At 42.8% G+C, this 17,083-nt stretch carries 16 protein-coding genes and 1 pseudogene; 11 read left to right on the top strand and 6 right to left on the bottom strand.

Going from position 1 to position 17,083, the window contains the following annotated elements:
• Positions 1–108: 108 nt before the first annotated feature.
• Positions 109–1,065, bottom strand: coding sequence for an NAD-dependent epimerase/dehydratase family protein (locus V5G28_RS07175; RefSeq protein WP_336229981.1), 957 nt, complete (start codon positions 1,063–1,065; stop codon positions 109–111).
• Between the two features lie 138 nt (positions 1,066–1,203).
• Here V5G28_RS07175 and V5G28_RS07170 point away from each other — a divergent pair, with 138 nt between their 5' ends.
• Complete coding sequence (locus V5G28_RS07170) at positions 1,204–2,088, top strand: helix-turn-helix transcriptional regulator (protein WP_336229980.1); 885 nt, start codon at positions 1,204–1,206, stop codon at positions 2,086–2,088.
• Here V5G28_RS07170 and V5G28_RS07165 read toward each other — a convergent pair.
• The gene (locus V5G28_RS07165; RefSeq protein ID WP_336229979.1) at positions 2,016–3,038 is read right to left on the bottom strand and encodes a glutathione S-transferase family protein; all 1,023 of its coding nucleotides are present in this window, start codon (positions 3,036–3,038) and stop codon (positions 2,016–2,018) included. The genes V5G28_RS07170 and V5G28_RS07165 overlap by 73 nt on opposite strands.
• 32 nt (positions 3,039–3,070) lie before the next feature.
• On the opposite strand from V5G28_RS07165, the gene V5G28_RS07160 reads away from it, so the two are divergent.
• On the top strand, positions 3,071–3,217 hold the full coding sequence (locus tag V5G28_RS07160) for a hypothetical protein (protein ID WP_336229978.1): 147 nt from the start codon (positions 3,071–3,073) through the stop codon (positions 3,215–3,217).
• Positions 3,218–3,322: 105 nt separating this feature from the next.
• Here V5G28_RS07160 and V5G28_RS07155 read toward each other — a convergent pair whose 3' ends face one another.
• Positions 3,323–4,294 (bottom strand): EamA family transporter, encoded by a 972-nt coding sequence (locus V5G28_RS07155; protein WP_336229977.1) that lies wholly within the window; start codon positions 4,292–4,294, stop codon positions 3,323–3,325.
• Positions 4,295–4,445: 151 nt separating this feature from the next.
• Between V5G28_RS07155 and V5G28_RS07150 the strand changes: the two genes are divergently transcribed.
• The 4 genes and pseudogenes from V5G28_RS07150 to V5G28_RS07135 all read left to right on the top strand — a co-directional run bounded on the left by V5G28_RS07150 (position 4,446) and on the right by V5G28_RS07135 (position 8,052).
• Positions 4,446–4,925, top strand: a complete 480-nt coding sequence (locus tag V5G28_RS07150) for a MarR family winged helix-turn-helix transcriptional regulator (RefSeq protein ID WP_336229975.1) — start codon at positions 4,446–4,448, stop codon at positions 4,923–4,925.
• 296 nt (positions 4,926–5,221) lie between these two features.
• Positions 5,222–6,558 (top strand): annotated as a pseudogene (locus V5G28_RS07145) (DEAD/DEAH box helicase); the annotation flags it as partial.
• Between the two features lie 18 nt (positions 6,559–6,576).
• Positions 6,577–6,930, top strand: a complete 354-nt coding sequence (locus tag V5G28_RS07140) for a hypothetical protein (protein WP_336229971.1) — start codon at positions 6,577–6,579, stop codon at positions 6,928–6,930.
• 78 nt (positions 6,931–7,008) lie between these two features.
• The gene (locus tag V5G28_RS07135) at positions 7,009–8,052 is read left to right on the top strand and encodes a hypothetical protein (RefSeq protein WP_336229969.1); all 1,044 of its coding nucleotides are present in this window, start codon (positions 7,009–7,011) and stop codon (positions 8,050–8,052) included.
• Positions 8,053–8,295: 243 nt separating this feature from the next.
• On the opposite strand, the gene tnpC is transcribed toward V5G28_RS07135, so the two are convergent.
• On the bottom strand, positions 8,296–11,031 hold the full coding sequence (gene tnpC / locus V5G28_RS07130; RefSeq protein ID WP_336229968.1) for an IS66 family transposase: 2,736 nt from the start codon (positions 11,029–11,031) through the stop codon (positions 8,296–8,298).
• A 20-nt stretch (positions 11,032–11,051) separates the two neighbouring features.
• Here tnpC and V5G28_RS07125 point away from each other — a divergent pair, with 20 nt between their 5' ends.
• The gene (locus tag V5G28_RS07125) at positions 11,052–11,414 is read left to right on the top strand and encodes a hypothetical protein (protein ID WP_071599780.1); all 363 of its coding nucleotides are present in this window, start codon (positions 11,052–11,054) and stop codon (positions 11,412–11,414) included.
• Here V5G28_RS07125 and V5G28_RS07120 read toward each other — a convergent pair.
• On the bottom strand, positions 11,332–14,535 hold the full coding sequence (locus V5G28_RS07120; protein WP_336229967.1) for a plasmid replication protein, CyRepA1 family: 3,204 nt from the start codon (positions 14,533–14,535) through the stop codon (positions 11,332–11,334). The two genes, V5G28_RS07125 and V5G28_RS07120, sit on opposite strands and share 83 nt — an antisense overlap.
• A 479-nt stretch (positions 14,536–15,014) precedes the next feature.
• On the opposite strand from V5G28_RS07120, the gene V5G28_RS07115 reads away from it, so the two are divergent.
• From V5G28_RS07115 to V5G28_RS07100, 4 genes are all read left to right on the top strand, one after another.
• Complete coding sequence (locus V5G28_RS07115) at positions 15,015–15,191, top strand: hypothetical protein (protein ID WP_336229966.1); 177 nt, start codon at positions 15,015–15,017, stop codon at positions 15,189–15,191.
• A gap of 152 nt (positions 15,192–15,343) precedes the next feature.
• Positions 15,344–15,598 carry a FeoC-like transcriptional regulator gene (locus V5G28_RS07110; RefSeq protein WP_336229965.1) on the top strand — a complete coding sequence of 85 codons (255 nt, stop codon included), beginning with the start codon at positions 15,344–15,346 and terminating at the stop codon, positions 15,596–15,598.
• Between the two features lie 54 nt (positions 15,599–15,652).
• Positions 15,653–16,294 carry an IS630 family transposase gene (locus tag V5G28_RS07105; RefSeq protein WP_336229964.1) on the top strand — a complete coding sequence of 214 codons (642 nt, stop codon included), beginning with the start codon at positions 15,653–15,655 and terminating at the stop codon, positions 16,292–16,294.
• Between the two features lie 141 nt (positions 16,295–16,435).
• The gene (locus V5G28_RS07100; protein ID WP_336229963.1) at positions 16,436–16,642 is read left to right on the top strand and encodes a hypothetical protein; all 207 of its coding nucleotides are present in this window, start codon (positions 16,436–16,438) and stop codon (positions 16,640–16,642) included.
• Between the two features lie 40 nt (positions 16,643–16,682).
• On the opposite strand, the gene V5G28_RS07095 is transcribed toward V5G28_RS07100, so the two are convergent.
• Positions 16,683–17,083 (bottom strand): hypothetical protein (locus tag V5G28_RS07095; protein ID WP_336229962.1); only part of this gene is annotated, 401 nt, incomplete at its 5' end.

Genomic DNA, 17,083 nt, shown 5'->3' with positions numbered 1-17,083 from the left:
AAATTCATCAAGACGCTCGCGCCTTGTGGGAGAAATGTTCCGACACTGGTAGAAACCGGAACTGTGTAAAATGAGCGTGTGCTTTGAAAGAGAATAGCTAAAAGCCAATCATACCAATGTTTTCAACCACTTGGCACCTGGTGACACTAACTCTTGCTTTACGCCATCCAGTAATGCTGGTTCTTTAGGGTTCCAGCCCAACAGCTTGCGAGCTTTGGTTGCCCTGACGCGGCTATTTGAGCCTAAGGCGAAGACAGCCGGCTCAAATCCCCATTCTGCAATTGCCTCTTCAATAGACCAACTCTGTGCTTTTCCGCCTAGACCAAGCTGTTGACTGATTGCTTCGACAATATCTTTAAACTTTGCCTCTCCGTTTTCAACGAAGAAAAAGGAACCTGCCCTTGCGCGCTCTAGTGCCAATAAATAGAGATCTGCGACATCACTAATGTGGACGGTAGACCAAATGTTTAACCCTCTACCGATGTATCGGGCAATGCCGCTCTTTTTAGCTTGATTGATGAGTAACGGCACTTGAATACTATCCGGCTTTAAACCGAGTCCCTGACCATAGATGAGGCTATTGCACAATACGATTGAGCGCACGCCTCGTTGTGCTGCATCAATCACCATTTGGTCAATGGCAACACGGTTGACTTTCTCAGGCACAGGAAGTAAGGGAGTATCTTCATCAAAGATGCGATCTGCTGAAAGCAGCAGCGCTTCGCTATCGCTCGGTTCACCCCCCGCTTTGTCACCCACAATGCTAGAACCACTGGTCTGGATAAACGGTTTGCCTGTTCCTTCAAGAACTGACAGAATTGTTGCTACGACAGAGCGGTTATCGGAGTCGGCAGCATTAATCACTCCGTCAGCATTACGGGCTGCTTCAATCAGCAACTCCTGGTCTGCAAGAGAACCAATGAGGGGTTCAATGCCAAACTCTTGCAGTGTTGCGGCTTTTGCTTGTGAACGCACAAGTCCGACAACCTGATGTCCTGCACTAAGCAGCTTTGCGGCAACTGAACCACCGATATAACCAGTAGCACCCGTTAGGAATAGTTTCATTGCTTGCTCCTCCTTGGATTTGAACTCTCAAGTTCTTTCCTCTGTTACTAGTGTGATAGAGCATTCATAGTAGTACCAGAGTTTGACTATACTAGTAGTAGAACTAATACCCTAAGAGCAACAAGCGGGTGCTGAACGATGGATGACCAACAACGGCGTACTGAGCTAGCCGATTTCCTTCGTACTCGTCGCTCCCGGCTCTCACCCACGCAGGTTGGACTCCCGCAAGGCTCGCGCCGTCGTGTTCCAGGGCTGCGTCGAGAAGAAGTTGCAGAGCTAGCCAATATCGGCGTGACCTGGTACACCTGGTTGGAGCAGGCACGTCCCGTGAATGTCTCACCTCAAACGATTGAACAAATTGCTCAAGCGCTGCGACTAGATCAGTACGAGCGGGAGCATCTGTTCTTACTTGCTGGGCAATCACCACCGCTTGAGCCGCCCTCTACCACATTGGTCACGGCTCCTATGCAGCAGGTATTAGACAGTTTAGGGGAGAATCCTGCTTACATTGTTGAGCCATGTTGGAACCTGCTTGCCTGGAACCAAGCCGCGAGCTTAGTGTTTGGTGACTTTGATACAAAGCCGATTCAAGAGCGCAATCTTATGTGGCTGGTGTACACAGATCCAGCTATGCGTCGGCTCTTAGTAGACTGGGAAGCATTCGCTCGTTGCTTGCTCGTTCAGTTTCGGGCAGACTATGGGCAGCGAGTTGGAACAAGAGAGTGGATGGAGTTAGTGGCAGCGCTCCAGCGTGTCAGCCCAGAGTTTCGCCAGTGGTGGAGTAGTCATGATGTCACTCGTCCAATGGATTGGCGCAAAGAACTCGACCATCCCATTGTCGGAAGGCTATCGTTAGATTCTGTGACGATGCAATTACATGGCACTGCTAATTGGCGACTTGTCGTGTATACCCCAGCACCAGACACCCCTACTGCTGCCAAACTGCATTCCTATTTGTTGCGGAAATCAATTGCAGGTCCAACTGGCACAATTGCCGGATTTCCAGCCTTCAAGTCATCATAGTAGTGCTGTTTGATATGGTCCATCTTCACAGTCGCTGCTACAGATGGCAGATTGTAGATGCGCTGAGTATATGCAGACAGAGCTGGGTAATCAATCAAGCGTTTGAGATTACATTTGAGAGCACCATAGTAGACAGCATCAAAGCGACAAAGCGTACAGAATAGATGCAAGTCACTCTCCGTAATGCGATCGCCCAACAGGTAGAGTTGTTGAGATAAACGTTCTAAGAGCGTATCTAGCGCCTGAAATAGCTCTTGAACTGCTTTGTCATAAGCTTCTTGAGTACTGGCAAACCCTGCCTTGTACACGCCATTGCAAACCTTGTCGAGTACGAATGCGTTCATTGTTTCGATTTCCGAACGCAGGTTATCCGGGTAAAAATTGACAGAAGCATCTCCCCAAGCATCGAAGGCGGAATTTAACATCCGAATAATTTCGCCAGATTCGTTGTTGACAATAGTCTTCGTTTTCTTGTCCCACAGGACTGGAACCGTCACTTTGCCTGTAAAGTCTGGTTTTGCTGCCTGATAAACTTCGTAGAGGTAACGTCTGTTTGCGACATGATCCACAGTGCTTATCGGTGTGTCACCAAACTCCCAGCCGTTTGCTCCAGCCCAACGGGGATGTACTACTGACATCGAAATCACATTCTGCAATCCCTTCAGTTGCCGATACAGAATTGTTCGATGTGCCCAAGGACAAGCATAGCTGACGTAGAGGTGGTAACGTCCGGCTTGTGCCAAAAATCCCGATGAGCCATCGGCTGTTACCCAATTGCGAAACCAATGTTGCTTTTCCTGCTGGCGCATATGAAGCAACTCGGGTGTGTCAGAGATGTCGTTGTACCACACACCGTTAATCAAAGTTTTGATTAAGCCAAAACTCTTTTGTTGTTTATCGTTAGAGCTTGTTAAAGCATTGTTTGGATGATTGACTGTGGTATTAAGCATAACTGTTCTCAATCAAGATTGTTCTTATTGCAATGACTTTCGCCAGTTCTCAACAACTGTTCGATGAAGGCGAATACGGTTATCCCAACACGAGTTGTGCTGCCATACTGTTGTATTTCCGAACTTGCTTGACTTTTGTCACTGCCTCTGGTTGCAAGGCTATCCGTATTTATACATAGACAATCAAAAACAGTCTGTTGTAGTTGATAACTCACGCTAATAGCTAACCTTCTACCTGAGATACTGCTTTGCTTCTTTTATAAGTAGTTGACGGACTGTTGCAATTAATTCTGAGCCTTGGATTTTGTCAGTTGTAATGAAGTGATTGCCACTAAGATAAGTCCGCCACCGATGATTTGCATTGCTGTCAGTGTTTGCCCAAACCAAAACCATGCCAATACTGCTGCAATGACGGGTTCAATAGTAGCGATGATGACTGCACGTTGGGCTTGTACGCGTTGGATACCCCATAAATAGAGTAAGTAGGGAAGCAAATTACCCGCGATACCCATGTAGAGAACTTTGGGAAAATTGGTTGGTTCTAGCAGTTGAGTTGGCATTCCTTGAGTGAATAGGTAAGCGACCCAGAATAAACTGGCAATAGAAAAGATTTGCTGCATAACTTCTATTGGTGTGCTCCCCTCAACGCTCACCTTCTCACTCAAGAGAGTGTAGACGGCAAAGAACGCTGCTGTTGCCAACCCTATAAGTATTCCAAAACTGTTGAACTGTGCCATATCCCCTCTTCGCAATTCTGAAACGAGTAGCACGCCAATAACTGATAGAACTAGCGCCAGCATCACTTTCGGTGAAGGGAAACGCCGATTCGCGATCGCTGTCCACAGCACCACAATCGTTGGTGCGTTAAAGATGAGGACAATGGCAACTGCGACTGGAAGCTTGGCAATGGCGATGTAATCAGCCCCAACGAACAGAGCAAACACAATGCCGAGGACAAACTGTTGTTTACTTATCGTTTTGGTACCACCACGTCCTAAGAGAGTATTGAGTAGAGTTAACCCTAAGGTTGCAATCAGCGCACTTGCTCCAGCTAAATCCAAAGGGTTCAAGCCAATTGAGAACAAGCCGCTGGCAACGTTTGCTGCGATCGCCCACAGGGTAGATGCTGAAATCACAGCAGCAAGACCCAACGTGTTGACGAGGTGTTGCGTTCCTTTGTTCGATTTTTGCATTGCTAACATTTCTGGGGCTACTCCTAGTTGAGAGGTACGGGCTATTCCTAGTCGAGCGGTCACCAAAACAAACTTTCCTTCGCTTTTTGTTGCATTTGCATTTGTTACAATAGAGTTAATTGCATTTGCAACTAATTTCAGTGTAAAAGTATTTTATTGCATTTGCAACTATTTCATCTGTAACCTTTACAAAACTTTATAATTTTCCTTGAATATGAATTTACGTCGGACGACAAACCTTGATGCAGCCAGTAATACAGCTTGGCGAGCTTTCCTAACGGTGCATACTAGGGTCATTGACTTGATTGAGCAGGAATTAGCACAAGCAGAGTTACCGCCACTTGAGTGGTATGATGTGCTCTTCGCACTTAAAGAAGCACCAGAACATAAGCTCCGCCTGCATGAACTGGCTCAAGCAGTTCTCATCAGCCGTAGCAACATGACGCGATTAGTTGACCGTTTGGAAGCAGCTGGACTGATTTATCGAGAGCGTTGCAAGAGCGATCGCCGAGGAGCTAGTGCTGTCCTAACGGAAGCAGGGCTTGCTATGCAGCAGCGGATGTGGTGTGTGTACTCTCAAGGAATTGCAAAATACTTCGCAACTCACCTGAGTGAAGAAGAAGTCGGTGTTCTGACTAAAGCTTTCAAGCGCGTACTTGCTGCAGTGGACGAGCAAGCGAGTGCAACTCAATAACAAAGAGCGAAAAAAAGAGGGGGTTGGTTGACACTCCCAAGGCTCGTCTAAACAACGCTTGCGCTCATTTGTTCGGAAGGCAAGGGGTTTTCAGCCAGCCGTGCTTATAAAAATTGCTAAAACCTATATATAGTAAGGGTTTTTACCCCTTATTGCCGACAATACACGGATCTCGGCGAAATGCCAACTTTTATTAAAAAACTTGACTAACAAACCACGCTTGGCGTAGGAATGACGGAGAATAAACTGCGACAAGTAGTCAAAACATCCGCTCGACGTTACACCAACCACAAAGAATGGATAACTTCTACAGTTTCACATTCAACCCAACGCAAGCACTGACAGCCTTAAAAGGGCGGCAACATGATGATATCAAATACTACAATGCTCGCAACTCGCTCTTCAAATTATCATTAATGGCAGACTATGACCAATTAGTTTGCCTCCCTTCCCTCACCACCATCGACAAACATTGGTATCAAATCGAAACTGCCAGAAAAGTCTTGCGACAATTTGGAGGACGCGCCTTACTCGCCGATGAAGTTGGATTGGGTAAAACCATCGAAGCAGGACTCATTCTCAGCGAATACTTAGCAAGAGGGATGGTTCAATCGATACTGGTGCTGACCCCAGCTTCCCTCGTCTCCCAATGGCAAGGAGAATTAGCTTCAAAATTTGGCATTTCCTCTATCACCACTGATGATGACAGCAGACAACAAAACCCCGAAGAATTTTGGACAGCTAATCAGAGAATCGTAGCATCTCTCAACACCGCTAAATCAGCCAAACACTATCCCCTAGTCACTTCACGTAACTGGGATTTGGTTGTCGTAGACGAAGCGCATCACCTGAAAAACCGCAATACACTCAACTGGAAACTCGTCAACGCCTTAAATAAAAGATTTATGTTAATGCTCACCGCCACACCAGTACAAAACTCTTTGGTGGAACTATTTAATCTTCTGACTCTGTTAAAACCGGGTTTACTCAAAACTGAAGCAGACTTCAAGCGAGAGTACGTTTCCTCGAAAAACGGACGAATTCCCAAAAACCCAGAAAAACTGCGAAGTCTGATGCGGGAAGTGATGATCCGCAACACTCGTTCTTTAGTTGATGTGCAATTACCCAAACGCTTCGCCACCACCATCACTGTCACTCCAACTGAAAGCGAACGGAAACTCTATCAAGATTTAAGCAACTTTTTACGGGAACATTCAGAACACCTCGACAAGTTTTCCCGTACTAGTTTGTTAATGCGTGCAGGTTCCAGCGTTAATGCTTTGGTTGAATCTTTGAAAAATCTCTCTAAAAGATTACCTAGTGACGAACTGAAAACATTAACTCGACGTGCGGCGCAAATTAAACAAGTAGAAAAAGCACGTTCCTTAGTAGACCTACTAAAAAAATCATCTCAAAAAACCATAGTATTTACCACCCACAAAGCCACATCTGCATATTTAGCTAAAACATTTACCGAAGCTGGTATTGAGTTTGCTGAATTTTTAGGGGATATGTCATTAAAACAAAAAGATGCATCAATTGAAGCTTTTCGGGATAGCGTTCCAGTTTTACTAGCATCGGAGACGGGGGAGAAGGACGTAATATTCAATTTGCGAACGCTATAGTCAATTATGACTTACCTTGGAACCCGATGAAGATTGAACAACGGATTGGGAGGATTCACCGCATCGGACAAACGCAGGATGTCTTTATTTTCAACTTTTGTCTCAAAGACAGTATCGAAGAATATATCCTGCGGATATTACACGATAAAATCAATATGTTTGAACTGGTGGTGGGGGAAATAGAAACAATATTGGGGAACGTGGATGATGAATTTGATTTCAGCGAGGTCGTGATGGATATTTGGCTGAAGCATCAATCTAATGATGAGATAAATACGGCTTTTGAGAAACTGGCGGATGATTTGCTCAAAGCTAAAGATAAATATCGAGAAACTCAAGAACTGGATGAGCAGATATTTGGAGAAGATTTTGAAGCTTAAGAAATTAAATATTTATTAGTCAGCCGACAAATCCCTATTTCCTGGATAATAACTCATATTTGACAATTCGTGCAGTGTATGCAAACGGTGGAAGATCCAATTATCAGAACTCTAGAAACAATCATTTCTACCTATGATGGAGTAGCAGAATTAGTAGATGAAAAAACTCTAAATGTGCTGTTACCAGAAGAAATAGCAACAGCTTTAAAAATAGAAGAAGAAACGACTTTTAGCACGGCAATCGATACTCCCAATAGTCAATTTGTCAGCTATAATTCAGAACTCCTCAATAGATTCTCAGAAATTCTGGCTGATTTAGGAAGCGTGGCTGCTTTGGGGGTGAAATATGATGGTTATCTCAAAACTAGTGGTTTTGACAAATTAATATCACAAAACATTGTACCTCACAATGGTTTGATTCGCTTTGTTGATGCCAAACCAGAAATGACCCGTTATATCTTGTGTAATGTCGCTTACACAGCAGAGGCGGATGAGAAAAGAATTGGGATGGTGTCATTTATTATTAATGAATTAACAGGAGTGACGCCTGTAGACATTGGCGATGCTTTATTTTGGGAATCAGATAAAATTCCTGTGGATGATAATTCCCTACCTCAGAAAATGTCAGAGTCGGAATTATCTGCCATTATTGAGAAAACATCTGGGTCGTTAATACAAGCAGAATTAGAAAATTGGCAAGCAAAGTTATATCGAGCTTTAGCCAGGGATGAAGAAAGACTGAAGAATTATTATGGCACTATTAGCGCAGAGATTGCTGCCAAGATTGAATACAAAGGTTTGAGCGGTGATGAGAAAGAAAAAGAGTTAGCACGGATAGAAGCAACTCTTCGCGAGTTGGAGAGGAAACTTGCAGATATCAGAGAACGTTATGCTCTTAAAGTTCAAGCGAATCTTTACAGTGCAATGATTCTACATTTACCCACAGTACATATTAATTGTACGTTGCAAAGGAAGAAAGCGAAAAGAGAGGTCACGCTGGTATGGAATCCTTTTACTAAAATCATTGAGCCGTTGCGCTGTGAAGTATCGGGACAGCCAGTTTATGAGTTTTATTTAGATGATACAGATGCAAAAATTATTGGAAGTGCAAGTTGGAATTGACCTCTCCCCGCCATGAATGACGGGGATTATAGGGTGATCGCCGAGAGGTAGAGTCCTAGCTGTGCCTCTACTTTTTTGAGTATGTTCGCGCTGCCGTTAACATTTATGTATTACATAACATCTACAACGCTTATTTAATAAGCATTATTATGTCGTGTAAACTTTCTACAGCATAGACATTCTCTGAAACTAAAAATGCTTTGCTATTTGTAGAATGTTGATTTTTTTTTGCAAACATCAGAGCTAACGCTTATGAGTTTTGAACTTTTCAATATCTGTATCTCCAGAAAATAGAAACTTAAAAAATGATTGTCCCTGAAAACGGCAGGTTTGCTGAATACTGAGCAGTACTAAGTAATTCCGAGTAGCTGACTCGTGAAAAGGAGATGATGATACATCTCGTTGTATTGCAAGATGTCTAATAGCTCTTTCAGCTACATTGTTATGCCAGGGAATTTCATCTTCTTCTAGAAATCTAAATAGACTATCTCGATATCTGTTAAATCGCTTTTGATATTTGATCACTAGATGAGATCTATAATACTTGTCAGTAATAACTCTTTTGTAAAAATGCTCAACTTCTTTTTGAAACTTATTTAAGATTATCTTTTTTAAACCACATTTTTGTATGGTTTCCATAATTGGAATGATTAAGTTTTTTACCTCTAACACAAATGTTTCATATTCAGTGTCAAATGGTGTTTCTCTAAGGTCATCATTAAGATCCCGGATGAGATGAACCCAACACTTTTGTTGTCTGCATTGGACTGAATCATAGCCAGCATAAAAATCTGACACAAGGATACCTGTATATCCAGATAATAGCTCATGTACAATTGTTGCTTCCCTAGTCTCACTAAGTTTGAATACTACATATTTTTCATTTGTGAAAACCCATCCATACCAGTTAAATCCTTTGATATTAATTGTTGTTTCATCCACATGAATTACAGGACTTTTTAATAAAGACTGAATTATATATTTTTCTGTTTCAGAATAATACTGTGCAAAATCCTTAATAAAGGTTACTATCGAGCCTGCAAGTATTTTTTCACCAAACTGCTCTTGCATCATTTCGCTAATGCTTTCATATGGTAAGCGCATAGCTACTCGATGGTAGATTAACCAAGCCTTAAACCCATGTCCGTAAAGCTGCGAATGTCCATATCTAGAAATAGTTGGTGGATTATAAAACTTGCAGCATTTCGGGCAATAACCTTTGTTACCTAAATATTTTATAATTGTTTTTCTAACACCATTCTTGGTTAAAACTAAATCAATAATGAGTCTTGTAGTCAGTTTTGCTGTAATTTTCAGGGAAATATTGTTGCAAATTGGACAATTCTCTGCGGCAGGAACTTGGAGTATTTTAGTTGCTCTAGGATTAATTCTCCTCTGACCTTCATACCCCTTTTTTATACCACGCTTTTTCTTTTCTTCTTCATTACTAATTTCATTTGTATCCTGTCTAAAATTTATTTTATTTTTATCATAGCCCATATGAGCAAATTTCAACATGGTCTCAAATTGGCTAGAAACTTCAATAGATATTTGAGTTTTTTGTTTTTTATGTTCCTCAGCAAACTCTACTTCAGATAAAGTATCAGCCGAAGTTTTTATTTTAGAAAGTTCATCCACTAGCAACTTTAAAGCATGACAGTCTTCAGCATTGTAGGTGAGTAAGCAATTTTTGTATCGAACTTCACCCGTTTCTTCCCAAGAATGTCGCCATACAAGGCTCTGAAGACCAGATGCAACAGACGATGTCCATGTTGCTCCAATAAAATGACCAATCTCCTTCAACGTATTTGAGTAAACTGGAAAATAGATCTTGCCGTGAATATAACCGTTAACATTGACCAACCGTTGAATGAGAGTGCAACTATCGGCTCCATATCGTTTTGTTAGTTTGGACAAGGCACGGGGTTCATAACTACCATAATGATAAATGGGAGCATCAGAGTATTGATTAGCTATTGTTAACATCTGTTGCCATATCTGCTTTTCTTCCTCAACAGTATTAGCCCAAAAAGAGTAGAATTTTGTTGTATTTGATTGACAAACTAATAACCCAATCAAGTAGTAAAAGTTTTGGTCAGGAACACCTTCAATATCCAAAAATAATTCTGTTGTTTGCCGACATATTGCTGGTAAGTCCTGAAGATATATTTTTCCTGTTCTGATAGCTAACGCTTTTAACTCTAATTTATAAGTGTTATCAAATTGATTTTTGTTTCGCTTTTTACGTTTCTGTGGTTTGAATAGATAGGAAAGTTGCTTGACAGTAAAAATCCCCTTTTTCTCATATCTTTGAATAACTTTGGGGGTAACACCATCAAGCAGGCTGAGGTGCTCATCTTGTTCCGCTTTAGTTCGACATTGCACCTTAAATTGGCATATTGAACAATGCTTGTTCAAATTCATGGGTGGTGGTTCTGACGACAAGCCCGTAGTCCATTCTTGCAATGGCTCAAGTATAGGATTGAGATTGAAATCGCAATTCCTCAAATTGACACTATGGGACTTCCCATCTACAGTTATGATTTTACCTGTCTTCGGTAGGCATCCTTGAACTTGTGCAAGCACATATCCAATGAAGAATAGTTCTAGTTTAGCTATTTCATTAATCTGGTGTGTTCCTAGAAAAATTATTGGTTCATAACTGAATTTACCCAAGGCTGATTCATACGATACTTTTTTGAGAATGCTACAGTTAGCAATTAATATACCAGCCTTTAACTGAGCGTTAATCAAACAATCGATACCATTATTAATGTGTTTTTGGTCATATTGTTGTATATTTTGAATTTCTTTCTGAAGCATATCAATATACTTAGTTTTTATTTTATACTTCTTTTGCTCAATAATTTGCTCATACTCATGTAATTCTCCCGACTGCTTCGCAGACATTATTAGAAATGCTTTGTAAGGACAATGAGCGTAGGCAACCAAAATTTGAGAAGTGATAAATTGAGTCATATTTTTACCACTTGGTTAGAGTGTTAAGATTTAATGTTGTGGACTGGATTCGGCAACGCGAACAGGGACAGAAAGTTGCGCTGGTCGGTTGGGCAACGGGCGGACATTGGGCGGGTATGTACACGGGGAGCAACAACGAGAAAGTGAGTCATTTAGTGATGCTCAATAGCTTGTATGGTGTGAATGCGCCGCGTGTTGAAACCGTGACGATTCCAGGTGGAACGCATTACCTGTTTTTAGACCGTCCAGAACGAGGGCGCGATTGCGCGGAGCGCACTGCCCAAAGGGCAATCGCTTTCTTCAAGCAGTGCTCTCATTCTTGTCTTGAGGAGGTTGTGGAGGCGGTGATACTGTTCGGGATGAATCGTTGTCTAAATCTGTAACACTAGTATCCCTTGAAAAATCATCCCCCGAACTTTCCGCAGGAGGCTCATTTTCTGTGACACCCCCAATTGTATTTATCTCTATATATTCGGGGGTGTCACAAATTTTGGGGGGTGGCACAGTCACATCTTGTGGACTAGCAGAATGCTGTGGCTTAGATAAACCCGCTAAAATATCTCGTTGCTCCCAAGCTGCAAAAATCTCCGCCCTGCCGTCCCACGGTTTTTTGTAGCGGTAAAAACGCACAGGATTTTTCTCACCTGCTACCCGCCGCCGCTCCAACTTCTCTAATTCCATGCCAAGGTTAGACAGCACAATCTGTAGCACTTGGATAGGATAAAGTGTTTCATCAAAGCTTCCTAGCCCCAAATCGTTGAGTTCGGGGGCGAATCGTTTTACCAAATCTGCCCAGGCGATGAGGTCTGGATCATGGCTACTGAGTTCCCGTTTTGGGTCAAACCATTGACCAATATTTAGCACCTTGAGGGCTTCCACTTTGGGCAAGTAGCCTTTAATATCCCAGAGGCACACCCGTCCATTCCCCCGCTCAATATGTCCCTCGAAATGCCGGCGGTCTCGCAGCTGGACAAACTCGGGATCATGGGTCAAAAGGTAATGCAGCCGGATTTTGGGATACCACTCAGAATCGTCTTTTTGTTTTAAGTCTGCTGTCACCTCTACCCCATAGCGTTGCTTGAGTTCGTATTTTCGTACTTGCAACACCTCAGACGGGGTTTTGTTTCGTTTTTCCTTGAGTTCCAAATACTTGCGTTCTGTGGGAAGGTCCACTATCTCTACTGCTTGGTTTTCTGCCGATTGATTGGTGTCGCAGCAAGTTTTGAGTTGGTCTGAGTTATCTTTGTCCTCCTTTTCGTCGTCGGAATCAACTACAGTCACCCGGTGTCCCTCAGCAACTAATCCCTGATACAAACTATCGCGGAATCTGAAGCTGGAAGCATTAATCCGCGATGCCATCTTTGCCCAAGTCGCGGTTGCTACAGGTTCAGTGGCGGCGTCGATGTCAAAATCAAAATCTTTGAGTAACCGGATGTTAGCTTTGACGACTTTGAAAGTTGAGGTCAGCAACGCTTTGTAGTTAGGGCTACCGTTGCCAATTTTACCTAAGCCATACCCCCGCGCCCAAATGAAGCGAGGAACTGGCTCTCGCAGCCGCGCCAGAGCTTGCCGTGTTTCCGATTCGGGGCAAACCCCTTGAGAAATGAGAAACACCTTTTGGAAATGCCCTTTGACATCAATTGACACTCCAGTCCCAATACTGGGTGAGGCTATTATAATCCTATACTGCGTGACAATTTCATTAATTTTCTCAACGCAACCATAGGCTGGGTGAGTGGGGTCAGCGACGCTTTCTGAGTCAATTCTGAGAATTGTCTCGTCGGGAAAGTTTTCTCTTGCCCAGGATTCCAGATTCTTGGTTCCCCATTTGCTTCTCGCTTTTTGACCATCACAGTGAATCATAATCGCTTTGGGTGAAGTAGTGAGCGATCGCTTGATCTGAGTGAGCACAGGTGCGGCATTTGTTGATTTGTAGATGGTTACGTTCCAACGAATCTCTTCTTCTGGTTGCCAGGAGTTGACAACCACCCACGGCTGCAAATCAATCTCAGATTCCCGCTTTATCACCCCTCTGATAAAATCAATACTCAGGTCACTTAAGTCTGCATCTTGAGCAATAATCAATCCTCCGGTAGATGCAACAAAGCCCATTAGCTGCTGGAAGGTTTCAAGAATTGATACACGCTTCTCGTAGCAAGTGGAGCTGTTGAGCAAGTGCCATATTACTTGCTCGACTTCATCGAGTACCACAATTGCTCCTGCCCAGTTTTTGGGGTTAAAGTGAGCTTGGCTGAGGGGATGTACGGAGTCAATGCAAACTCCAAAGCCTAATAAGCCCTTAGTCTGGCTTGAGTGGACATCCTCAATCCAATCTAGCCCCAGGCGATCGCAAATCGCCCGTCCCAGCTGGATGCGGTGCGTAATCACTAGGATTTTTCTACCTTCTCTCTGGGCTTCGGTAATTAACTTGTCCAGCGCTTGAGTTTTGCCCGTTCCTTTGGGAGACTTGATACAAGCAAAACCGGACAAGGGGAAGGGGATATCTCCTAAATAGCGCTGATTTAGCCTCAGCGTCGCCTTGTAGGTCAGTTGCCACAGCAAAGAGGCTGTATACACCTCCAAGCTGACAGCAGCCTTGTAGAGGCTTTCAAAGGCTTTTGCGCCGTTGGCGACGATGAAATCATCAACTCCCTTATGGTCGCCGATTAAGGTGATGACCTTGACATTGCATCCAGCTTGTGCTATTAATCCGCCTGTGCGCTGGATTGATAAATCTACATTCGCCTTTGTGGTGGGTTTTGGGTCATTGTCAAAACAGAAGTAAATTTCGCGCCCGGGGGCGGCGAATTTCTGTAGTTCGGGGATAAGATGGCGATTGAGGGTATGACCTGTTATTGGGTCTTGTGAGCTTCTGATACCGGAAGAAATACCAGGGAGTGCGATCGCCACATGGCCAGCACTCAACAACGCCCCTGCCTTTTTCGCCCCCTCGGTGATAATAATGGGAATTTCCGGGTGCAAGTACACCCATTCCCAAAAGTTCCGAAGCTTACGTCTATCCAAAAGCCGTAGCGCTAGGGGAGAATCATATCGCTTGATTTTGTAGCGCTTGGCAACATGATCCCAAATTTCATTAGGGACACGCAGGAAATATGCTCTCAGGTCAGTTTTTGGCGGGGGTTCATATTTGACTAGCTTCGGCGGTTGACCAAATCCCTTAAATTCTTTACCTTTCTCCGACTGTAAGCGAGGGGTATCCGGCTTGAACTGACCCCAGAGCATCTCTTCCCAAGTCATCGGGTCAATCCCGCCACCGCACCACCAGCCGCCATTCTCCAATGGTCGATAGCGCTTTAAATAGGAGTCGGTGATTCTCCCGCTGTTGCGGCGCTCAATGAATGGCGAGTAGAGCAGGTAATCGTAAATTCTAGCGCCAGATAAGGAAATGACGTTCAAAGCGGTGATTTCAGGATGGACACCGCTTTTGATGACCCACTCTTCCCAGTGCTGAGTTGAGATATGTGTTGGAGGAAGGATGTTCATTGCCTTCCTCCTTGATGCTGGGGTAGCCCAAAAGGCGGGTGTTGCTTATACTTCGGTTTTTCCACCCGTTTTGCGCTTTTGAAGTTTCTGACATCAAGTCCTAGTGCGTTTTTCTGGTTTGTACCGGAGCAAATGCAGCAATTCATCTTGAATTGGCGAAATGTATATAACATTGCCAAATCATGCCAGATCTACAAAAACGGGTTTTGCGACCTGATCTATTGATCTTTACTCCTGGCTGTTTTAAAGGGCTGAAAGTCTTATGTAGTAGGGGTTTTTAAAATAGATTATCCGGGGATACGGGTGTTTTCATCCGGGGATACGGGTGTTTTCATCCGGGGATACGGATGGTTTTGTTTTAAAGCTCAAAGCCATATATAGCAAAGCTTTTAAGCCAATTTTTTGAATTATTTTTTTTAAAACAAGACTAAAACAGAAAACCAGCCAACCACAGGTGATAATCAGCAGGTAATTGGGAAATGTTAAGTACTAATGCTCAAGCTGACCTATCCAGCAGTAAGGATTTCAAAAATGGATTGTCCGGGGATACGGGTGTTTTATCGGGGGATGTGGAGGTTTTTGTTTTAAAGTTCAAACCTTTACTGGGCAAGGTTTTTAAGCCTATTTTTCGGGTATTTGTTTTAGAACAAGGCTAAAACAAAAAAAACCAGCCGACTAAAGTTCATGCCGAGATAATTGCCTGACGGGGACGATTTGTAAAGAATATTAAAAATGCTTACCTTCAATTGATTTACAGCAGATTGCAGGTAGATAGAGTACTCTGAAGGTCAGTACATCAACAGGTCACATGAAAGCCTATTCCATCGACTTTAGAGAAAAATTAATCAAAGCTTATGAGCAAGGAAACACTTCAATTAGAAAATTAGCTTCCAGATTCGATGTAAGTAAAAGTTTTGTACAAAGATTGCTTGAGATGAAGAAAACTCAAGGTCATGTTGAACCAAAACAACAGGGTGGAGGAATGAAGGGTGAACTGTATGGATATGAAACCCAGCTGGCAGCGAGCGATGGTGGAAAAATACCCAGATGCAACCTTGTCTGAGTACTGTGAGTATTGGGGACAAACCTATGATAAGTGGGTAAGTACTAGTACCATGTGCCGTTCATTGCAACGAGAGCAACTGACACTAAAAAAAAGACGTTACGCAGTAGCCAAGGTGCGACGCAAAGAGTCCAAAAACTCAGAAGTGAGTATTGGGAAAAAGTCAAACATATAGACCCTGAAAACTTGGTATTTTTAGATGAAATGGGCGTTTTACTTGGGTTAGCACGCACAAATGCTCGCAGCCCTTATGGAAGTCGAGTCTATGACTTGAAACCATTTTACCGAGGAGCAAAGGTAACAGTCATTGGAGCGCTAAGCCTAACAAAAGTTTTAGCAGTAATGACTTTGAATGGCTCGATGGATGGAAATGCCTTTGAAGTTTTTATCAAAGAATGCTTGGTTCCACAATTATGGCAAGGTGCAGTTGTGGTCATGGATAATGTTCCTGCCCACAAGATCTCTTCAATTGAGACTTTAATTCAATCAACTGGTGCCAGTGTTCTACACTTGTCCCCTTATTCCCCTGATTTTAATCCAATTGAGCATTGGTGGTCACAACTCAAAGCTTTTTTACGTCAGTTCGCTCCAACCACAACAAAAATGGTTGATACTCTGATTGCAACTGCACTCGATTTGTTCAATCCCAAACATTTACGAAACTGGTTTACAAACTGCTGTTACTGTACCTCATAAACCTGCAATGTGCTGTATTTGATCAGCAGAGCCACACTGCTAAGAAATAATCAAGAAACAACAGCCCTCATGTTTCTATCCGGATTATTACTAGCTAGCTGGTATTACTGTAGTAAAACTTACGTACACCAGATTTTCAAAATGGATTACCGCTCGTTGTCTGATGATGAACTGCGTGATGAACACGAACGCCTCGTTAGGGAAAAAATAAGACTGAAAGATGAGCTTTGGAAGTTGGGAGTAGACCAACAAAAACTGGACATTGTAAAAGAAAAGATATTGCAATTAAACACAACGGAAAGAAATATTGAGGTAAGCGATAGTATCCTTCGCTCACGTCAAATTTAAGAGCACTAAAGCTATTTTGTTATGTAGATACTTAAAATTACTAAGTAATTCTTTGTTTTAAGTAGTCTATTCGCTGTTCAATAGTATGTCTTGCCATTTCATTTAAGTCAAAAGGTATCTTACTTTTGAGAATATCCAAAGCTCCCGTATAAACTTTATGGCTAGGCAACATCTGGCGTATACTTGGCACGCGCAACAAATTTGTCCTTTGAGTTAGTATAGAGGTGTAAATGAGCTCTAAATATTGCTCAATTTCAAAGTAAAAACGTTTAACAAGATCCTCATTTTTACTTAATTCAGGAAATCGCTCTAAAGCAGCTTTACCAACTTTTTCTGCTAATATAGCTCGGTCAATCAACAAAAAATCCAAAGCTTCCTTTAATTGTCCGCTAGTATCAAGCTCTAATCGAGATCTTAATTCAGATTCTGTTATAGCTTCTT

It is taken from the genome of Scytonema sp. PRP1, assembly GCF_036697665.2.
In the GTDB taxonomy this organism is placed as follows: Bacteria; Cyanobacteriota; Cyanobacteriia; order Cyanobacteriales; family Nostocaceae; genus Kalymmatonema; species Kalymmatonema gypsitolerans.
Note: the sequence above shows the minus strand (reverse complement) of the source record. Positions and strands in the feature narration are given on the sequence as shown.

Bases quoted from the DNA above. Each gene is read 5' to 3' on its own strand.
- V5G28_RS07175 (WP_336229981.1), bottom strand. From the start codon at position 1,065: ATGAAACTATTCCTAACGGGTGCTACTGGTTATATCGGTGGTTCAGTT.
- V5G28_RS07170 (WP_336229980.1), top strand. From the start codon at position 1,204: ATGGATGACCAACAACGGCGTACTGAGCTAGCCGATTTCCTTCGTACT.
- V5G28_RS07165 (WP_336229979.1), bottom strand. From the start codon at position 3,038: ATGCTTAATACCACAGTCAATCATCCAAACAATGCTTTAACAAGCTCT.
- V5G28_RS07160 (WP_336229978.1), top strand. From the start codon at position 3,071: ATGACTTTCGCCAGTTCTCAACAACTGTTCGATGAAGGCGAATACGGT.
- V5G28_RS07150 (WP_336229975.1), top strand. From the start codon at position 4,446: ATGAATTTACGTCGGACGACAAACCTTGATGCAGCCAGTAATACAGCT.
- V5G28_RS07140 (WP_336229971.1), top strand. From the start codon at position 6,577: ATGAAGATTGAACAACGGATTGGGAGGATTCACCGCATCGGACAAACG.
- V5G28_RS07135 (WP_336229969.1), top strand. From the start codon at position 7,009: ATGCAAACGGTGGAAGATCCAATTATCAGAACTCTAGAAACAATCATT.
- tnpC (WP_336229968.1), bottom strand. From the start codon at position 11,031: ATGACTCAATTTATCACTTCTCAAATTTTGGTTGCCTACGCTCATTGT.
- V5G28_RS07120 (WP_336229967.1), bottom strand. From the start codon at position 14,535: ATGAACATCCTTCCTCCAACACATATCTCAACTCAGCACTGGGAAGAG.
- V5G28_RS07115 (WP_336229966.1), top strand. From the start codon at position 15,015: ATGTTAAGTACTAATGCTCAAGCTGACCTATCCAGCAGTAAGGATTTC.
- V5G28_RS07110 (WP_336229965.1), top strand. From the start codon at position 15,344: ATGAAAGCCTATTCCATCGACTTTAGAGAAAAATTAATCAAAGCTTAT.
- V5G28_RS07100 (WP_336229963.1), top strand. From the start codon at position 16,436: ATGGATTACCGCTCGTTGTCTGATGATGAACTGCGTGATGAACACGAA.